The 18,653-nt window shown below is 57.1% G+C and carries 15 protein-coding genes and 1 tRNA gene; 10 read left to right on the forward strand and 6 right to left on the reverse strand.

All coding sequences use genetic code 11. The features are described 5' to 3' along the window. Positions 1-5 precede the first annotated feature (5 nt). Both flgH and G560_RS0100515 read left to right on the forward strand, forming a co-directional pair. A complete protein-coding gene (gene flgH / locus G560_RS0100510) occupies positions 6-725 on the forward strand; it encodes a flagellar basal body L-ring protein FlgH (protein WP_028913564.1) in 720 nt (239 codons plus the stop codon). A 5-nt stretch (positions 726-730) separates the two neighbouring features. Then, the gene (locus G560_RS0100515) at positions 731-1,186 is read left to right on the forward strand and encodes a flagellar basal body-associated protein FliL (RefSeq protein WP_022702350.1); all 456 of its coding nucleotides are present in this window, start codon (positions 731-733) and stop codon (positions 1,184-1,186) included. Positions 1,187-1,348: 162 nt separating this feature from the next. Here G560_RS0100515 and G560_RS0100520 read toward each other — a convergent pair. Beyond that, positions 1,349-1,433, reverse strand: a tRNA-Leu gene (locus tag G560_RS0100520). Positions 1,434-1,582: 149 nt separating this feature from the next. On the opposite strand from G560_RS0100520, the gene G560_RS0100525 reads away from it, so the two are divergent. From G560_RS0100525 to fzlA, 8 genes are all read left to right on the forward strand, one after another. After that, positions 1,583-2,569 carry a complex I NDUFA9 subunit family protein gene (locus G560_RS0100525; RefSeq protein ID WP_022702351.1) on the forward strand — a complete coding sequence of 329 codons (987 nt, stop codon included), beginning with the start codon at positions 1,583-1,585 and terminating at the stop codon, positions 2,567-2,569. Between the two features lie 19 nt (positions 2,570-2,588). Beyond that, positions 2,589-3,392: an undecaprenyl-diphosphate phosphatase gene (locus G560_RS0100530; RefSeq protein ID WP_022702352.1), complete on the forward strand. Its 804-nt coding sequence runs from the start codon at positions 2,589-2,591 to the stop codon at positions 3,390-3,392. A 161-nt stretch (positions 3,393-3,553) separates the two neighbouring features. Further along, entirely contained in the window at positions 3,554-4,990 is a 1,437-nt protein-coding gene (locus G560_RS0100535) for an NAD(P)-dependent oxidoreductase (protein WP_022702353.1), read from the forward strand. Between the two features lie 116 nt (positions 4,991-5,106). Continuing rightward, positions 5,107-5,811, forward strand: a complete 705-nt coding sequence (locus G560_RS0100540; RefSeq protein ID WP_231575843.1) for a hypothetical protein — start codon at positions 5,107-5,109, stop codon at positions 5,809-5,811. Beyond that, positions 5,801-6,175, forward strand: coding sequence for a hypothetical protein (locus tag G560_RS0100545; RefSeq protein WP_022702355.1), 375 nt, complete (start codon positions 5,801-5,803; stop codon positions 6,173-6,175). The genes G560_RS0100540 and G560_RS0100545 overlap by 11 nt, the downstream gene beginning before the upstream one ends. Before the next feature lie 43 nt (positions 6,176-6,218). After that, a complete protein-coding gene (gltB, locus tag G560_RS0100550) occupies positions 6,219-10,766 on the forward strand; it encodes a glutamate synthase large subunit (protein ID WP_022702356.1) in 4,548 nt (1,515 codons plus the stop codon). 87 nt (positions 10,767-10,853) lie between these two features. Further along, positions 10,854-11,558: a monofunctional biosynthetic peptidoglycan transglycosylase gene (gene mtgA / locus G560_RS0100555; protein WP_022702357.1), complete on the forward strand. Its 705-nt coding sequence runs from the start codon at positions 10,854-10,856 to the stop codon at positions 11,556-11,558. Between the two features lie 76 nt (positions 11,559-11,634). Next, the gene (gene fzlA, locus G560_RS0100560) at positions 11,635-12,300 is read left to right on the forward strand and encodes an FtsZ-binding protein FzlA (protein ID WP_022702358.1); all 666 of its coding nucleotides are present in this window, start codon (positions 11,635-11,637) and stop codon (positions 12,298-12,300) included. 1 nt (position 12,301) lies between these two features. On the opposite strand, the gene G560_RS0100565 is transcribed toward fzlA, so the two are convergent. From G560_RS0100565 to galU, 5 genes are read right to left on the reverse strand one after another with little or no spacing between them, the layout of a single operon-like run. Beyond that, positions 12,302-13,690 (reverse strand): nodulation protein NodH, encoded by a 1,389-nt coding sequence (locus G560_RS0100565; RefSeq protein WP_022702359.1) that lies wholly within the window; start codon positions 13,688-13,690, stop codon positions 12,302-12,304. Positions 13,691-13,694: 4 nt separating this feature from the next. Then, positions 13,695-15,392 carry a DUF5927 domain-containing protein gene (locus G560_RS0100570; RefSeq protein ID WP_022702360.1) on the reverse strand — a complete coding sequence of 566 codons (1,698 nt, stop codon included), beginning with the start codon at positions 15,390-15,392 and terminating at the stop codon, positions 13,695-13,697. Further along, a complete protein-coding gene (locus G560_RS0100575) occupies positions 15,389-16,399 on the reverse strand; it encodes a glycosyltransferase family 2 protein (RefSeq protein ID WP_028913566.1) in 1,011 nt (336 codons plus the stop codon). The genes G560_RS0100570 and G560_RS0100575 overlap by 4 nt, the downstream gene beginning before the upstream one ends. A 56-nt stretch (positions 16,400-16,455) precedes the next feature. Beyond that, positions 16,456-17,682, reverse strand: coding sequence for a glycosyltransferase (locus G560_RS0100580; RefSeq protein WP_022702362.1), 1,227 nt, complete (start codon positions 17,680-17,682; stop codon positions 16,456-16,458). A gap of 4 nt (positions 17,683-17,686) precedes the next feature. Then, on the reverse strand, positions 17,687-18,583 hold the full coding sequence (gene galU, locus G560_RS0100585) for a UTP--glucose-1-phosphate uridylyltransferase GalU (protein ID WP_022702363.1): 897 nt from the start codon (positions 18,581-18,583) through the stop codon (positions 17,687-17,689). Positions 18,584-18,653 lie beyond the last annotated feature (70 nt).

Raw genomic sequence — 18,653 nt, forward strand, 5'->3', positions numbered from 1 at the left:
AAATGATGCGGTTTTTATTCTTGGCTATTTTGCTGATACCAGCCTGTTCCAAGCTTGGCGATGTGGGCAAAGCGCCTTCATTTTCGCCGATCGAAGGTAGTTTTCAGCATCACGCGATGTACTCGACGCCGGTTCCAGAGTTTGCGGAACCATCGGGCCCGACGGAGGCATCGTCTTTGTGGACTGCTAAAAGTGGATCTTTATTTGGGGACCGGCGAGCCGGTCAACGCGGCGATATCTTAACGGTTGTCATCCAGATTGATGACAAAGCCGAGATTTCAAATTCTTCAGGGCGCAGCAGAACGGGATCACAAAGCATGGCCGTGCCGGAATTGTTTGGAATACCACAGCGATTGGACGAAAAGCTACCAACGGGGGCATCCATGGCAAATGCTGTGTCGACATCGTCGGATTCAACCTTTGCCGGCCAAGGGTCGGTCCAGAGAAATGAAAAGCTGACGCTAAGGGTTGCGGCAACCGTCGTTGAAGAATTACCGAACGGTGTCTTGCGCATCGAAGGGCAACAGGAGGTTCGCGTGAACTTTGAACTACGTGAACTCATCGTTACGGGATATGTTCGGCCAGCAGACATATCACGGCAGAATGAGATCACCTATGACCGGATCGCAGGTGCCAGGATAGCTTATGGCGGGCGTGGGCAGATTTCAGACGTGCAGCAACCACGTTACGGTCAACAAATTACCGACACCGTTTTACCATTCTGATTGTCATGATAGCAAAAATCCTACCAATCCTTCTCATTCTGGTTGGCCTCGGCGCAGGTCTTGGTGCAGGCCTCTTTTTGCGTCCAGCAGACGAACATGTTGAAGCCGAGGCAAGCACATCCGAAGAAGTGCCCGCTGTTTCAGAGTTTGTCAAACTTAACAATCAGTTTGTGATCCCTGTTGTTGAAAAAGGGCGGGTAGCAGCTTTGGTGATCATGTCATTGAATGTCGAGGTCACCTTGGGAGCTACTGAGGCTATATTCTCTCAAGAACCAAAACTGCGCGATGCAATGCTCCAGATAATGTTTGATCATGCAAATGCTGGTGGATTTAAGGGCGTGTTTACGGATGGAGCAAACCTTATCGTTCTGAGGCGCGCGCTAACGGAAAGCGCGCAGAACATTATGGGTGAAGTCGTAAAGGACGTCCTGATCTCTGATCTTTCGCGGCAGGATAGCTAGTGGCTGTTGGCATCCATCTCAAACGGATTTCGGATCCGGTAGGGGAGCTGATCAGCAGGACCAATGAGAGAACAAAACTGTCCCACTTTCTACAGGTTTTGATGAAAGTGGGACAGTTTTTTGTCGCTAACTTATTGATATGCAAGCATATCAAAAGGCGAATGGTGCCCAGGAGAGGACTCGAACCTCCACACCTTGCGGCACACGGACCTGAACCGTGCGCGTCTACCAATTCCGCCACCTGGGCCTTTGTAGTGAAGGCGATGTAAAGCGGCCCTGCGGGACTGTCAACGGGGGATAAACAAAAATCGTGCAGCCTTTTGTTGCTTGTTTGAACGGGCGCAGAAGGATATGCAGGCATGCAAGCGAAAAGCTTTCCAAATGGAGGCAAGACGGATGAGCAAACTGGTCACAATCTATGGCGGTTCGGGGTTTGTCGGGCGATATATCGCGCGGCGGATGGCGCAGGCGGGATGGCGTGTGCGCGTGGCAGTCCGGCGCCCCAATGAGGCGTTGTTTGTCAAAACTTATGGCGCTGTTGGCCAAGTCGAGCCTGTTTTGTGCAATATTCGCGATGATGCGTCGGTGCGCCGTGCATTGGTTGGGGCGGATGCGGTGGTAAACTGCGTGGGCACCTTTGACAAAGGCGGCAAGAACAACTTTGAGGCCGTTCAGGCCGAAGGGGCTGGTCGGATTGCGCGTTTGGCAGCTGAAGAAGCGGTTGCACAGCTTGTTCAAATCTCGTCCATCGGGGCGGATGTTGAGTCTGCAAGCGCCTATTCCCGCACAAAGGCAAAAGGCGAAGCAGCTGTTCTGGCAGCGTTTCCAAGCGCCGTTATTCTGCGGCCATCTGTTGTTTTCGGAACGGAAGACGGGTTTTTCAACCGCTTTGCGGGCATGTCGCGGATGGGGCCAATTTTGCCCGTTGTTGGTGCAAGTACCCGTTTTCAGCCAGTTTTCGTTGATGATGTGGCAAAGGCTGCGGTTATGGGTGCTACGGGTACCGCAGCCCCCGGCGTGTATGAGCTGGGCGGGCCGGATGTGGCGACCTTCCGTGATTTGATGAAGCAGATGCTGGCCGTTATTCAGCGCAGTAGGTTGGTTGTTAATATCCCGTTTATCTTTGCAAATGTCATGGCGGCGGGCTTTGACTTTTTGTCCTTTGCGACAGGCGGTCTTATTTCGAACGGCGTGTTGACGCGCGATCAGGTAAAGAGCCTGCGCAGCGATAACGTGGTGTCTGATGGCGCAAAAACCTTTGCCGATCTGGGCATTACGCCTGTGACGATGGAGTCGGTTTTGCCCGAATATCTGTGGCGGTACCGCGCATCGGGGCAATATGCTGCGATCAAAGACAGCGCCAAAAACCTACGTAAAATCTGAAACCTAGAAGAGGTCTGCCATGGCGGATACCACGCTTGCAGCCCTGTTTCTGGGGGTCCTTGAAGGGCTAACCGAGTTCATTCCGGTCTCGTCTACAGGGCATATCCTGTTGGCGGGGCATTTCATTGGTTTTGAAAGTTCGGGCAAGACGTTCGAGGTGGTTATTCAGCTTGGCGCAGTGTTGGCGGTTTTGTCGGTTTACGCGGCCAAACTTTGGGCCATTTTTCGCGATGCGCCCCATAGTGCCGAGGCGCGACAGACGATTTTGTCGGTTTTGATCGCGTTTTTGCCTGCTGTGTTTATCGGTGTTATGGCGCATGATTTTATCAAAACGGTGCTGTTTGAAAGCCCGCGTTTGATTGCGGTTATGCTTATTCTGGGCGGTATTGTGCTTGTGTTCGTTGACCGTTTGGCACCACCGCCGCGCTATGACGATGCGATGAAACTGCCGCTTGGGATGGCGCTGAAAATCGGTTTTATTCAATGCCTTGCGATGATTCCGGGTGTGTCGCGGTCGGGGGCTACGATTGTTGGTGCGCTGATGTTGGGGGCGAACAAGCGGGCAGCGGCCGAGTTTTCGTTCTTTCTGTCGATGCCGACGATGGCGGGGGCATTTGCCTATGACCTGTATAAGAACCGCGATGTGCTGGACGCGGGGGCGGTGAATGAAATCGCCATAGGGTTTGTTGCGGCCTTTATTTCTGCCGTTTTGGTTGTGCGTTGGCTGTTGGGATATGTCAGCCGCCACGGCTATGCGCTGTTTGGATGGTGGCGAATCATTGTGGGGGTGGTGGCTTTGGCCGCGCTTTCATTGGGGTATTGATGAATTAGGTAATTAATACTGACCTATTTTTACCAGAAAAAGGCAGCAACGCTTACCTTCCGTTCAAAATACCGACATTTAGGTCAGCATTGCTACCTTTTATTCAATTTCCAGTCGCAGTATGAAAGCCTTCTAATCACGACCGTCAGGGAGGCGCCATTATGGCCAAGGAACGGATGCTCCGCTTTGTGAATGTTGCGCGCGAGATGCCGGAAAAGCGCCCGCCGAACCTACGCGCCCAAGATTTCCATGAGATTTACCGCGAGTACGCAGCCGATAAAGCCGCCGAGCAATCGAGCCGGTGCAGCCAGTGTGGCGTGCCGTTTTGCCAGACGCATTGCCCGCTGCACAACAACATCCCCGACTGGCTGCGCCTGACCGCCGAGGGGCGGTTGCAAGAGGCTTATGAGCTGTCACAAGCCACCAACACCTTCCCCGAGATTTGTGGCCGGATTTGCCCGCAAGACCGTTTGTGCGAAGGCAATTGCGTGATCGAACAGTCGGGCCACGGCACGGTGACGATTGGGTCGATCGAGAAATACCTGACCGATACAGCGTGGGAAATGGGTTGGGTCAAGCCGATCAAACCTGCGCGGGAACGGGCGGAAAGCGTGGGGATTATTGGTGCGGGACCGGGGGGCCTTTCGGCGGCGGATGTGCTGCGGCGCAAAGGCGTGCAGGTCACGGTGTATGACACGTATGACCGCGCGGGCGGGTTGATGACCTATGGCATCCCGAGCTTTAAGCTGGAAAAAGACGTTGTAATGCAACGCATTGAGCAGTTGGAAGCGGGCGGCGTGCAGTTTGTGTTGAACTGCACAGTGGGCAAGGATTTGACGTTTGATGCGATCCGCGGGCAACATGATGCGGTGCTGATTGCGACCGGCGTGTACAAGGCGCGCGATTTGCCGGTGCCGGGTGTGGGCGCAAAAGGGATTGTGCCTGCGCTGGAATTTTTGACCGCCAGCAACCGCAAAAGTTTTGGCGATGAGGTGCCGGAGTATGACAACGGCACGCTGAACGCGGCGGGCAAGCGGGTTGTGGTGATTGGTGGTGGCGACACGGCGATGGACTGTGTGCGCACGGCCATTCGCGAAGGGGCGACATCGGTGAAATGCCTGTACCGCCGTGATCGCGCGAACATGCCGGGCAGCCAGCGTGAAACCCAGAACGCCGAGGAAGAAGGCGTTGAATTTGTTTGGCTTTCTGCGCCAAAGGGATTCACGGGCGGAACCACAGTTGACGGCGTTATGGTGCAAAAGATGCGTCTGGGTGCGCCGGATGCATCGGGTCGCCAGATGCCGGAACTGATTGAAGGGGCCGATTATGTGGAACCTGCCGATCTGGTGATCATGGCGCTGGGGTTTGAACCCGAGGCGCTGCCTGCGCTGTGGGATCAGCCAGAGCTGGGCGTGACGCGCTGGGGCACGATCAGGGCGGATTTCAAAACCCATGCGACCAACATGGCCGGTGTCTATGCTGTGGGCGATATTGTGCGCGGTGCGAGCCTTGTGGTTTGGGCCATTCGCGATGGGCGTGAAGCGGCGGATGCGATGCTGGCGTATATGGCGCAGGGCGCGGCCGTGGCGGCGGAATAGGCAAAAACGGGTGTATGCAACGCGTATGCCATGCGTATGCCATTTGTACAGACGTTTGCGGTGACGAAATTTTTGCATGGGTCAGCGGTGTTGACCCGATCCGAGAGGGACGCAGTGTGAGGAAACTATTCATCTTTTCCCTGATCGCCTTGGGTGCGGGGCCGTTTGTGCCGCCTGCGGCTGCGGGGGCGTTTACGCCGCCTGCTGGGTGTACGGGTTGGTTGACCGTGCAGTCGCGCGCCTGCCGCGTTTCGAACTATTACACCTGCACCCAAGATGCGGCGGGTGACCAGTGGCGCACCGATTTTGACCAAGAGGGTTTGTTTTTTGCCAGCCGCACCAATGCCGAGGCGCAATGGGTGGAAAGCATCGAGATGAACCCGATGGTGCGGCAAACGCTGGACGACGGTGCCGAAGATCCGGCGTCGTTTACCGAGTTGTTGGGCGGTTTGGACACGTTTGCGTTTAACCTGTCGCGCGATAATGGCGAGTCGAGCAGTGTGCGCGGCTTTGACCGTTTGACCGGAAAAACCGTGGTGATTGACGGTATAACCCTGTCGCAGACCGAATTTGAATTTACCGAGGACAAATCGGACGGGACCACCAGCAAGCAGCGTGGCAATGAATTTGTGAACCCCGATTGGCGGCTGTTCTTTGCCGGACCTACGGAATGGGATGGTGGTAGCGGGTTTGTGCCGATGGATGGCAGCCCGTTGCAGTTTATCTTTCCGGGTGAGGCGGGGTTTTTCAGCACCGAGCCCCTGTTTGAATGTGATGCGGTGTTGAGCGGCTATGCGACCGAGGCCGCTTATGGAAAATGAGCTGGAACTGGGTGAGTTCTATACTTGCCTGAGCGATGAGTTTGACCCGGTGATTGTCTGGATTGGCCGCTTGGATTTGCCCGAGGATTTGGACGGCGCGGCCGAGCCTGTGATGAGTGTGATGATAAAGGCGGCTGATGATGATGCGCCGCTGATTTCGCACGCGCCGTTTTGGGCCAGCAACGTGATGGATGCCGAGTTCCAAGAGGCCGACCCGTTCTATGTGGACCACGAGCTGTTCGACGAGACCTACAACATTTGGCGCGATGCGTTTGACCGCGCCGAGGCCTATCCGTGGACGATGACCCCGAACGAGGTTTACGCCCGCATGATGGCAGATTTAACCGGAGACGTCGTGGAATGACCGCGCGCCCCGCTTTCCCTTTCGATACTTTAGGAGTGACCCAATGACCAACACACCCGTTTTTGACGCCGCTTGGGTCGCCAATGAAGAGGCCAAGCGCGCCTATATGGACCAGCACAGCCTGTATAAGGCCGAGGATGAGCATGCATCCTGTGGCGTGGGTTTGGTCGTTTCGATTTCGGGCAAGCCGAGCCGCAAGGTGGTTGAACATGGGATCAACGCGCTGAAGGCCATTTGGCACCGTGGGGCGGTAGATGCCGATGGCAAAACCGGAGATGGCGCAGGCATTCATGTGCAGATTCCGGTCAAGTTTTTCTATGACCAAGTGCGCCGCACGGGCCATGAGCCGGATTTGAACAAGCTGATCGCGGTGGGGCAGGTGTTTTTGCCACGCACCGATTTTGGCGCGCAGGAACGCTGCCGGACCATCGTGGAAACCGAAGTGCTGCGGATGGGCCATTATATTTACGGTTGGCGGCATGTGCCTGTGGACACGACCGTGCTGGGCGAAAAGGCCAATGCGACGCGCCCCGAGATTGAGCAAATCCTGATCCGTTGTGACAAGGATATTGATCAGGAACAGTTTGAGCGCGAGCTGTATATCATACGCCGCCGGATCGAAAAAGCGGCAGCGGCGGCGCAGATTGCGGGGCTGTATTTGTGCAGCCTGTCGTGCCGGTCGATCATTTACAAAGGCATGATGTTGGCCGAACAGGTGGCGGTTTTCTATCCCGACCTGATGGATGAACGGTTTGAGAGTGCGTTCGCGATTTATCACCAGCGCTATTCGACCAACACATTCCCGCAGTGGTGGTTGGCGCAGCCGTTCCGCATGTTGGCCCATAATGGTGAGATCAACACCTTGAAAGGCAACGTTAACTGGATGCGCAGCCATGAGATTCGCATGGCGTCAAACAATTTTGGCGACATGGCCGAGGATATCAAACCGATCATTCCGGCAGGGGCGTCTGATTCTGGTGCGCTGGATGCGGTGTTTGAAATGATGGTGCGGTCGGGGCGCACGGCGCCGATGACCAAGACCATGCTGGTGCCCGAAGCGTGGAGCAAGACCACGACAGATATGCCAAAACCTTGGGCCGATATGTACGCCTATTGCAACGCGGTGATGGAGCCGTGGGACGGGCCTGCCGCGCTGGCCATGACCGATGGGCGCTGGGTTTGCGGCGGGCTGGACCGCAACGGTCTGCGCCCGATGCGCTATGTGGTGACGGGCGACGGGTTGCTGATTGCGGGGTCCGAGGCTGGCATGGTGCCGGTGGACGAAACCACAATCCGCGAAAAGGGCGCGCTGGGGCCGGGGCAGATGATTGCGGTCGATATGGCCGAGGGCAAGCTGTACCATGACGGACCGCTGAAGGATAAGCTGGCCGCTGCCCAGCCGTTTGGTGACTGGATCGAAAAGGTGGTGGAGCTGGACGACTTTCTGACCAATCTGCCGGAAGTCGCGGGATATACTGGGGCCGAGCTGCGCAAACGCCAGATCGCAGCGGGCTATTCGCTGGAAGAATTGGAGCAGGTGCTGGCGCCAATGGCCGAGGATGGCAAGGAAATGATCGCGTCGATGGGCGACGATACGCCTGCCGCTGTTCTGTCGAGCATCTATCGCCCGCTGTCGCATTTTTTCCGCCAGAACTTTAGTCAGGTGACGAACCCGCCGATTGACAGCTTGCGCGAAAGCCGGGTGATGAGCCTGAAAACGCGCTTTGGGAACCTGAAAAACGTGCTGGACGAAGACAGCAGCCAGACCGAGATTTTGCTGCTGGAAAGCCCGTTCGTGGCCAACGCCGAATTTGACGCGATGATGGGACATTTTGGCGAAACGGTTTCGGTGATTGATTGTACATTCGTGCGCGATGCCGAACCCGACGCGCTGCGCAAAGGGTTGGAACGTATCCGCGCCGAGGCAGAAGATGCGGTGCGGTCGGGGGCGGGGCATCTGGTACTGACCGATGAGCACCAAGGGCCTGACCGTGTGGCGATGCCGATGATTTTGGCGACGAGTGCGGTGCACAGCTGGTTGACCCGCAAGGGGCTGCGGACGTTTTGTTCGGTGAACCTGCGGTCGGCGGAATGTATTGACCCGCATTATTTCGCCGTGCTGATTGGCTGTGGTGCGACCACGGTGAACGCCTATCTGGCGCTGGACAGCCTTGCCGACCGCATTGACCGCGGCCTGCTGGACGGCAGTTTGACCGATGCCGCCCGCCGTTACCGCGATGCGATTGACGCGGGGCTGCTGAAAATCATGTCAAAGATGGGGATTTCGGTGCTGTCATCCTATCGTGGCGGGCTGAACTTTGAGGCGGTGGGGTTAAGCCGCGCGATGGTGGCGGAATATTTCCCAGGGATGCAAAGCCGGATTTCGGGGATTGGCGTATCGGGCATTCAGCACAAGCTGGAGCAGGTGCACGCAAAAGGCTGGCTGGGCGGGGCGGATGTGTTGCCGATTGGCGGCATTTATAAAGCGCGCCGGTCGGGGGAAAAGCACGCTTGGGAAGCGCAGACAATGCACATGCTGCAATCGGCCTGTGACCGTGCCAGCTATGATCTGTGGAAGCAGTATTCGGCAGCGATGCGGGCGAACCCGCCGATCCATTTGCGCGATTTGCTGGATATCAAATCGCTTGGCAAACCCGTGCCGATTGAGGAAGTGGAAAGCATCACATCCATCCGCAAGCGGTTTGTGACACCCGGCATGTCGCTGGGCGCACTGTCGCCCGAGGCGCATAAAACGCTGAACGTCGCGATGAACCGGATCGGTGCCAAGTCGGACAGTGGTGAGGGCGGTGAAGACCCCGCGCATTTCCTGCCCGAAGCGAATGGCGATAACCCGTCTGCGAAAATCAAGCAGGTGGCCTCGGGGCGCTTTGGCGTGACCGCCGAGTATCTGAACGCCTGTGAAGAGTTGGAGATTAAGGTCGCGCAGGGTGCCAAGCCGGGTGAAGGCGGGCAGTTGCCGGGGATGAAGGTTACGGCGCTGATTGCGCGGTTGCGCCATTCGACGCCGGGTGTGACGCTGATTTCGCCGCCGCCGCACCATGATATCTATTCGATCGAGGATTTGGCGCAGCTGATCTATGACCTGAAGCAGATCAATCCGCGCGCCAAGGTGACGGTCAAGCTGGTGGCATCATCGGGCGTTGGCACGATTGCGGCGGGGGTGGCAAAGGCCAAGGCCGATGTGATTTTGATTTCCGGCCATAATGGTGGCACGGGGGCATCGCCTGCGACGTCGATCAAATACGCGGGCCTTCCGTGGGAAATGGGCCTGACCGAGGCGCATCAGGTGTTGTCGATGAACAACCTGCGCGAACGGGTGACCTTGCGCACCGATGGTGGCTTGCGCACGGGGCGTGATATTGTGATGGCGGCAATGCTGGGGGCCGAGGAATACGGGATTGGCACGGCCGCGCTGATCGCGATGGGCTGCATTATGGTGCGTCAGTGCCAAAGCAACACTTGCCCAGTGGGCGTGTGTACCCAAAACGACGAGCTGCGCAAAAAGTTCACGGGCAATGCGGATAAGGTGGTCAACCTGATCACATTCTATGCGCAAGAAGTGCGTGAAATTTTGGCTGAAATTGGTGCGCGGTCGCTGGATGAGGTGATCGGTCGGGCGGATTTGCTGTCTCAGGTGAGCCGCGGGTCGGCGCATCTGGATGATCTGGATTTGAACCCGCTGTTGATCACCGTCGATGGCGCAAACCGGATCACCTATGATCGGTCCAAGCCGCGCAATGCGGTGCCGGATACGCTGGACGCCGAGATTGTGAAAGACGGTGCGCGGTTCTTTGAGGATGGCGAAAAGATGCAGCTGTCTTATGCCGTGCGCAACACGCACCGCACGATTGGGACGCGGGCGTCCAGCCATGTCGTGAAGCGGTTTGGGATGCGAAATGCGTTGCAAGAGGACCATTTGACGGTGAAGCTGTCGGGGTCTTGTGGGCAATCTTTGGGTGCCTTTGCTGTGCGGGGGATCAAGCTGGAAGTGTTCGGCGATGCCAATGACTATGTTGGCAAGGGCCTGTCGGGGGCAACAATTGTGGTGCGGCCGCAAATGGCCAGCCCGCTAGAGGCATCTAAAAATACCATCATCGGCAATACCGTTTTGTACGGGGCCACGGCGGGCAATCTGTTTGCGTCGGGTCGTGCGGGGGAACGCTTTGCGGTGCGCAATTCGGGCGCATCGGTGGTGATTGAAGGCTGCGGCACCAATGGTTGCGAATATATGACCGGCGGTGTGGCGGTTATCCTTGGGTCTATCGGTGCCAACTTTGGCGCGGGGATGACGGGGGGCATGGCCTATTTGTACGATCCAGACGGGGTTGCCGAAGAGTTCATGAACCTTGAAAGCCTTGTGACTTGTGCCGTCAGCCATCCGCATTGGGAGGCGCAGGTGAAAGGGTTGATCCAGCGCCATGCCGATGAGACGGGAAGTCTGAAGGCGCGGGCCATTCTGAACGATTGGGCGAATGAGCGGGCGAATTTCCTGCAAGCCTGCCCCAAGGAAATGCTGGTGCATTTGCCGCACCCGCTGAGCGATGAGCGTGAGGCGGTGCCAGCCGAGTGACAGATATTGGCCCAGCGGCGGTGCTGCTGGGCCTTTTTCGCCCCGATCGGTGCTTGATCGCGCGCGGGCTTCGTGGCTTAACAGGGCATGGCTAAACGCGCCCCTAAATCCAAACCCTTTACCATCCGTCGCACCCTGTTGCGCTGGTCCTTTCGGGCTGTGGCTGCCGTTGGGGCGGTCTTGGTGGCGCTTGTGCTGCTGTTCAAAGTGGTGAACCCGCCCACCACGTTTTACATGTGGCAAGAGGGCCAGCGCCTTGGCGGGGTTAGCCAGGAATGGGCCGATTGGGATGAGATTGCGCCGGTGGTGGCGCGGTCTGTTGTGGCGGCTGAAGATGCGAATTTTTGCCTGCATTGGGGGTTTGACATGGGGGCCATTCGGGCTGCCATTGATCAAGGCGGCAATCGCGGTGCATCGACCCTTAGCCAGCAAGTCGTGAAAAACGTGTTCCTGTGGCATGGCCGCAATTATACGCGCAAGGTGATGGAAGCGCTGATCACGCCGGTTCTGGAGCTGTTGTGGTCCAAGCAGCGGATTTTGGAAGTGTACCTGAATGTTGCCGAATTTGACGAAGGTGTGTTTGGCGTCAAAGCCGCCGCAGCGCATTACTTTGCGGTGGAACCCGCAGAGTTGACGGCGGTACATGGCGCAAGGTTGGCAGCGGTTTTGCCTGATCCCAAGGGGCGGAATGCGGGTAACCCGACATCAAACCTGCGAAGACGGTCCGCAGCCATTCTTGACGGGGCCGAAACCATCCGCCGTGATGGACGATCGGCCTGTTTTGAACCATAAGCGGTATGCGGGATTGAATTTTCTGCCAATTGGCAGATAAGTGGCCCAACGTCTTTATGTCGAAAGCTGTGTTGAAATGAACCGACTATATCACTTCCCCCTCTCGCCGTTTTGCCGCAAGGTTCGGCTGACGCTGGCCGAGAAAAAGCTGGAAGTTGAGCTGGTTGAAGAGCGGTACTGGGAACCGTCTGCCGATTTCCTGCGGCGCAATCCGGCTGGAAAAGTGCCGATTTTGAAAATGGACAGCAAGTTGCTGACGGAAAGTCAGGCGATTTGCGAGTTTTTGGAAGAGACCAACCCGACGCCGGCCTTGATGCCGCGTGATGCCGCTGGGCGGTTTGAGGTGCGCAGGTTGTGCGCGTGGTTTGATGACAAATTCCACGACGAGGTGACGTCGAACCTGCTGTATGAGCGGGTGAACAAGAAGGTGATGAAGCTGGGCTATCCCGATAGCAAGGCGGTGAAATTCGGCGCGTCGCGGATCAAATATCATCTGGATTATATGGCGTGGTTGCTGGATCAGCGGCGCTGGCTGGCGGGCAATGAAATGACCTTGGCCGATTTTACTGCCGCCGCGCACCTGAGTTGTCTGGATTATATTTCAGACGTGGACTGGAACCGGTCGCCGAACGTAAAGGATTGGTACGCAAAGATAAAATCGCGGCCCAGTTTCCGGCCTTTGCTGGCCGATCAGGTGCCAGGGTTTCCGCCACCGTCACATTACGCAGATCTGGATTTTTGATTTAACGCCAGTCGGTAAAGCCGTAACCCATATAATCGCGGCTATAGGCATCGCGCGCAGCGGATTCGATGTCGGCATCGTAGATTTGTGCCAACAGGTCCAGCGACGGGTCGGGCAGGGCAGGGATGGCGGGGCAGGCGACGCCGATTTCAGCGGCCAAAAAGCCAAGGCCCATCGGCAAGCTGTCTTCGCGCAGCACCAAATCGGGGCCCTGAAACTGCGCAAACCCTTGCAGCACGGCGGTTTGGCTGGCAAAGCGCGGGTCAATGCGCAGGCCGGTTTGGCCTGCCACATTCAGTTTCAGGAAATAGAGAAAGCCCAAGAAAGCTTCGCGGTGCTGATCCAGCGTCATCGGCTCACCGATTTTCGGCAAGGCGAGTTTGTAGCTTTTGATCAAGCCTTCGCGGATATGCGGCAAAGCGCCGGTCAGGATATGGCTGCAAAATCCTGCATGGGCGCGGGCAACGGGATGGCGCAGCACGGTAAAGCTGCGATGCGCGGGTTTTTTGCGCAGCCATTGGCGCAGGGATTTCTGGCTGAAATCGGCCGTGACGGGGCCAAGGGCGGCGAGCCATTCGGTCACAGCATCCTCGGGGCCACCACGCAGGGGCATATAGAGTGCGGCCCCTGCGGCGAGAAAAGACGGGATTGCAGGCGCGCGGCGGGGTTCGAAATTGGGCGTGCGGGCAAGATTGAAACGATCGAGCCGCGACAAGGCGGCGACCATTTCGTCATAGTTTTCGACCTTTTCCGAGATTTCCTCGGGGTTTTGTTTTTTCAACGTGTCGTCGGGGGCGGCCAGTTCGCCCGTAACCCCCAAAAACCGCGCGAGGCCGTTGAGGACATCGGTGTCGTTGATATCTTCGTAATCAATGTAAAACGCGGTTTGGCCGCTGGTTTGCAAACCGTGCATCAGGCGGAGCTGAAAGTCCTGCAACTGGTCCAGATGCGCGGTAAATTCGGGGGCGTCAAAATGCGCCTTGGCGGTTTTCAGGCGCTTGGCTTGGGTCAGTTTCCATTGGCCGGTGGCCTGAGCGATTTTCCAGCTGACATAGCTTTCAACCGGATTGCGGGTGAGGATCACCTTGGCGCAGCGCGGATCGGCCAGAACGATCGGCAAAACGCGGGGATCATGGTCGTGGAAATAGCGAAAACCGGACAAGCCAGGGCTGTGCGCGCGCATTTCGCGCAGTAAGGTGGTTGGATCGGCCTCGCGCTGCGCAAGGGTCACGCCAAAGGCCGCGTCTTGGTTCAGCTTGCCAATGAAATGCGGGTTAAACGCCTCGCCATTGCAGGCGACATTGGGCATCGCGTTCAGGTTCGCCTCAAGGAAATTGCTGCCTGTCCGCATTTCTGCGAGCAGGACAAAACTGTCAAATTTGCGTTCCAAGGGGTTACTTTACCAAATAGGGGCGGCCCCTGCGGGCGGCGTGTTGTTGCAGATCATCGCTGACCGGAAAGTCACCCATCAACACGGGCTGCATGCCCTGATTGCGCAGATTTTGCAGGAATTGACCAAAGCCGGTGAGGTCGGTCATGCGCGGTGCGTCGGTCAGGCGGCGCAGGGCGCGGGGGCTGATTTCATCGACGATGGTTTGCAAGGGTTCCATCGGGTTTTCGACGAATTCGGCAAGGTTCCAGATGCGGCTGCGGGCTTTGGTCCACGGGCTGCGCAGGATGGTCAGATGCGCCTGTTCAAGCCGTTGCAGGCGCGCGGCCTCGGTCCGGATTTCAGAAAAATTCAGGTTGGATTTGAACAAAGGCACGGCCCAAGCCCCTGAAATAACAGAGATTGTGGCGTTAGGATCGGCGGCAAGTTGCCAGTTGATTTCTTGATTGTCGGCGGGGCCGAATTGGAAACACTGGCGTTCGCCGCGGGTGTTCCACAGCAAATTGGCAAGAAAGCTTTTGGGGTTATAGTCGCGGATCGCGGCAGAGTTGGACATCGCGCCGTTATAGATGCTTTCGCCGCCTGAATATTCCACACGGTCGAGTGAGAACAGGTGCCCATGCACCCGCGTGCCGGTCATTTTACCAAGCCATGTTTCAAAGTTTTCGAACAGCTCGGCAAAGCCTTCGAAGACCGAATAGGGCGAGGCGCTTTTGCCGTTTTCCCAGTTTTCATTCGGAAAGCGGCTTTGCATATAGAGGCCCGAGCGCCCCTTGGTCCGGCGTTCCACGGCCTTGGAAAACAGGCGGTCAATCTTGCCGGGGTTGGGTTCGGCAGCGGCTTGGCCCGCGCCTTCCTCGGTCATGAAAACGCGGTAGAGCTTTTTGGCATGGGGCCAGATTTTGCGGGCGACAAAGCAGTCGGAGCGCCGCAAAAGTTGCAGGTGATCATCGTAGAAAATATGCGGTTTGCCCTGAAAGTCGAATTTCGACAGGGTAAGAGAGCGGCTTTCGACATTCGACGAATAGCGCCGGACGAGGGTTTGGAAATAGGATTCGTCGGGAATCCAGACACGGCGGAAATAACGGTCAATTTCCTCCCGCTCGGGGTCCTCAAGGATAGCCGACAGGGTTTGGCGGGTCAGGCACCACCATTGGCTGCCCAAATGCGGCACGATCCCAGCAGGGATTTTACGCTTGAACCCGATGCGGCGCTGCATGCGGACATAGCCGTCAAACAGGCGGCGCTGTTTACGCCATGAAAAGGGGAAACGCAGGGTGAAGCGTTCCAGATCAAGGCCGCCAATGGTCCAGCCGACATCGGCTGTTGTGACGGATTCGATGAAATCGGTGCGAGGGCGTTCGTTTAGATAGGCGACAAGTTCGCTGACCGGACGCAAGGGCAGACACGAGCCGGACGCGAGGTAGACGTGCCGGACACCCGGAAATTCCTTGAGCATGATTGTCGCCGCGGCTTGGGTGGCCGCAACGATGCCCCACGTGCCCCATTCACAGGCAAAGCGGCCAGAAAAGCGCACATTGGACAGGTCCGAAAGATTGGTTTGAAGCGTATCGAAATCGGATTTTATGACGCGTTTATCGACATGGATAACCACGGGGCAGCCGCGATCAACCCAGTGGCGGGCCACTTGGGCTGCGCGGTCGAGCGCGGTGTGGCATAGCATGACGATGCCAACGCTCATGCCCAGTTTCCTTTGGACATCAGGCCCAGAATTTCAAGCTGCCGCCAGTTGATGTATTTTTCAGACCATTTGCACCACATATCGGGGCTGTCGTTCAGCGCGGCCTTATAGGCCTTGTATTCATGGCTGTTGGCATAGTGCTGGGCGCGCAGCATTTCCTCTTCGGCCTTGAGAGCGAAGGTATCAAGGAATTTGGCGTGCAGCAGGCAACCGCTGGCCTTTTCGCCGCCCCATTCGTCATACACAAGGTTAAGACCGCGCGGCAGCAGCATGTGGGTGGAGGAGGCATAGGCATATTGGCGTTGCCATTTCACCAGCGGCGTTTTGTTCAGTGCAGGGGCGCGTTCGGGTGCATCGGAGAAAAACATACGCGCGCGGGGGCCGCCCTGAATCCAGAGATTGCCGTAGTGGCCGTTGCGGGTGATGCTGTAATTGCCGCTGTCGAACCATTGGGCGATTTCGAACGGGTCTTGCCCCTCATGGTAGGGCTGCGCGCCGATCGGGCCTTTGGGGTACATATCCAAAAGCATCGCGGCAAAGGATTTGATCGACGAGGCATCCAGCCAATCGGTGAGCGCGCGCAAAGGGCGGGTGTCACAGAAGGGGTAGACGAAGAATTCATCGGGATCGACAACCAGCGACCAATGGTCATGCGCATAGCGCATTTGCAGCCAGTTCAGCCAATCCACCCCAAAGCGAGAGCGTTTGTAGCTGTGTTTTGTGTGCCAAACCGACACATCTTTTTGATCCTGAAGGTATTCGCGGGAGCCATCGTCGCTGTCATTGTCCACGATCAGGAAATGATTAACCCCGAGGTCGCGGTAGTATTTCAGGAAAAACGGCAGGCGCACGCGTTCGTTGCGCAGGGTGGAAAACAGCAAGATATCGGCGGGTTTGATACTGCGCACACGCACTGCGGCAGGCTTCAGCTCCCTCCGCTTGCGGAAGGCGCGGACAAGCCAGCGTTTGCGTGCTAGCCTTAGCCGGTATCGTGAAAAAATGCTCAACTGCTACTTTCCAGAAATGCCGACCCATAGAAAAGTCAGCTGCCGCCACCGATACACTATCCGACGAAGTTTAAGACACTCTTGAAATGCGCATCCCAACGTGGAATTTCTACTGCGTTTCGCGCCCCGAGCCCCGCCTGTTCCCGATCATTTTTGCCATCCGATAGCCGGATAATTGGTTGTATCCAAGAATAACTGTCATCTAGCCCTGCGTAAACGGGGTAATTGCCCAGTGTTTCACGATAAATCGGCAAGGGTGGCACAATAACCGCGGTCCCAAGGCTTGCGGCCTCGATCGGGGGGAGGCCGAAGCCTTCGATAAGGCTGGGAAACAGCAGCGCGCGGGCATGGAGGAGCAGGTTTGCCACGGCATCATCGGGCAGGTTTGGCATTTCAAACACGGTCTGATTGATGAAGGGCAAAGTATCGAGCCGCCGGAAGACCGCTTCATTCGACCAACCGCGCCGCCCGAGGATGAGGAGGTGGGGGATCGTAGCTGCGGGAAGATCGCGATGCATCGCCTGCCATATCTCCAGCAAAAAGGCGTGGTTTTTGCGGGGTTCAATGGTGCCAAGCGTCACGAAATAGGGGTGCGGGCGGGGGGGCGTGGCGTTGGGATGCAAGGGGTTTATGCCCAAAGGGGCGATAAGGCCGGGGGGGGTACGGCCGTGGCGGGCTAGGTGGCGTTCGGTTGCCGATCGGGTGGCATGGGCCGTGTGAATAACCGCATCGGCATGGGCGGCGATGGCAGCCAATTTCTTGTCAAAGCTGGCGATGGTGTCTTTGCGCGTGAATTCGGGGTGATCAAGCGGAATGGTGTCATGGACAAGGAAAAGTCGCTGTGTGGCACCGCCCGCTTTGATGGCCACAAGGGTTTGCGGAGCAAGATTTGCGTGGCCGGTGTTGAAATACGTGAACCCGTCGGGCAAGTGACGGCGCAGCATTTGCGGCAGGTTTCGCGGGCGGCAACGGGTTAGGGCCAGCCTGCGCACAGCCGTTTCTGCACGCGCCAATAAAGGTTGGCCGACGCGCGACAAGCGGGACAGCAGACCCGCTGCGGGCAAATTGGTTTGGTCGGTGACAAGGCGTTGAAACGCGACCATCCCCTGACGGTTCAGCAGAATGAAGCCCAGCTTGCTGCGCACCAATCCGAAAACTGGAGCGGGTAATGTTAAGAAATGGGCAAGATAGGCCGACTCGACCCTGTCGACCCCGGTAGGGTGGCCCTGACCCAAACGCGACACCAATCGCGTCAGGTCAAGCAAACGGGCCGAGGGCCGCATGGCGTTACTGCGCCGCTTTTTGTTGGCCGATTATATCATTCAAATAGTCGCTGAATTCGGCCTGCAAATCGGGACGCGCCAGCCCGAAAGCAACCGTTGCCTGCAAGTATCCGGCCTTGGACCCACAGTCATAGCGCTGGCCACGGAACCGGAAACCATAGACGCTATCGTCGCCACCGATTTCTTGGGCAATGGCATCGGTCAACTGGATTTCACCGCCAGCGCCTTGTTTCATCTTGTTCAAGTTGTTCAAAACCCGTGGCGTCAGGATATAGCGGCCGATCACGGCAAGGTTTGACGGCGCATCTTCGGCCTTTGGCTTTTCCACCATGCCTTTGGCGCGAACAATTGCGCCCATGTCATCGGCAATGTCCAAGACGCCGTAAGCGCTGGTTTTTTCGGGGGCCACTTCCATCGTCGCAACCATATTGCCGCCGGTTTCGGCATAAGCCTCGACCATCTGTTGCAGGCAGGGTTTTTCGGCGGCGATCACGTCATCGGGCAACAAAACCGCAAAAGGTTCATCGCCAATCAGGCGGCGCGCGCACCAAACGGCATGACCAAGCCCCATCGGGCGGTTCTGACGGACATAGGCGATGGCACCACTGTCCATATTTGTCGCTTTCAGCACCTCTAGCAGTTGCTTTTTGCCCGCTTTGCGCAGGCTTGATTCCAGCTCGGGGGCGACATCGAAATAATCCTCAAGCGCGGATTTGCCGCGCGAGGTGACAAAGATGAATTCCTTGATGCCAGCGGCGCGCGCCTCATCAATGGCGTATTGGATCAGCGGGCGGTCAACCAAAGTCATGATCTCTTTCGGGATCGACTTTGTGGCCGGCAAAAACCGTGTTCCCATTCCGGCGACAGGAAAGACTGCCTTGGTGATTTTCTTAACCTTCATATACGCGACCTAACCCCATACCAGTTTGTTTTTCGAACAGCTTATAACTGTCCCCCCCTATTCGCACCCA

The sequence above is a fragment of the Pseudorhodobacter ferrugineus DSM 5888 genome, from assembly GCF_000420745.1.
Lineage (GTDB): Bacteria > Pseudomonadota > Alphaproteobacteria > Rhodobacterales > Rhodobacteraceae > Pseudorhodobacter > Pseudorhodobacter ferrugineus.